This is a genomic window from Thermogutta sp., from assembly GCF_039793925.1.
Lineage (GTDB): Bacteria > Planctomycetota > Planctomycetia > Pirellulales > Thermoguttaceae > Thermogutta.
The window spans coordinates 1-908 of record NZ_JBAMME010000058.1 but is presented as its reverse complement, the minus strand read 5'-3'; the positions used below and the strand labels follow the sequence as shown (position 1 = coordinate 908).

Sequence of the window (908 nt, the reverse complement as noted above, 5' to 3'; positions counted from 1 at the left end):
CGTGCTGATGGTCGTCCTGCTGACCTGGATAGGGGTGTGGACGGGATCAGCCTGTTCACCAGTTTCGTCCAGATTTTCTACGTGTGGATGGCCCCGTTCTTTCTGGTCTGGTATCTGATGGCCAAACGGGTGGAGCAGGCAGCCTCAGGGGATCGGAGTGAGAAATGCCCAGCATGACCAAAACGGAAGTATGGATCAATTCTGTTACATCTGGCTGACGCTGTTCTGGCTCCTCTGGGTCGCAATGGCCCGCAGGTTCGTTCATCGGTTGCCAGTGGAGGCCATTGCAGGATGTTCTTCTTGAACTCTCGGCGGCTGCGAGCCTATCCGGTTCTGGCGCTGATCGGGGCGGGAAGCGCTCTGCTGGCCAACCTCCTGATGCACCGGGGGTGGGTAGGCGGCCTGACCGGGCAACTGATGTTTGGGGACTTCATCAGTTATTACGCCGGAGGACTGATATACCGCACGGACCGCCTTCACCTGTATGACCCCGCTGTCCAGGAACAGGTCCAGCAGGCGTTGGTGTGGCCCAGCCAGCCTCCGGGCTTCGCTCCGTACATCAGCCCGCCGTACGTGGCAGCGGCCTGGAGTCTCCTGGCAGCCCTTCCTCCGGTTGTCGCCCTCACCCTGTGGATAGTGCTGACTCTGGCTGGATTCGCCGCAGCATGTTACCTGCTGGACCGATGGGTTGTCCCCCCGGCATTGAAAGCCGCTGGCCTCACCTCTTTGCGCCTGGGCCTCGCCGTCGCCTCCTCGTACTGTTTCCTCACCGGCCTTCAATCCGGGCAAAATCACACTCTGACGATGCTCCTGGCCTCTGGGGTGGCCGCCGCCTGGATGAGAAAACGGTGGTTCCTGGCCGGAGTGCTGACTGGAGCCCTCATCTATAAGCCCCATCTGGTCAGCGG

1 protein-coding gene is annotated in these 908 nt (G+C 61.0%); it reads left to right on the top strand.

Features of this window, described 5'->3' with window-relative positions:
* Nucleotides 1-291: 291 nt before the first annotated feature.
* Nucleotides 292-908: glycosyltransferase family 87 protein (locus ABJK56_RS01755; RefSeq protein ID WP_347242945.1), on the top strand; the 617-nt coding region annotated here is incomplete at its 3' end.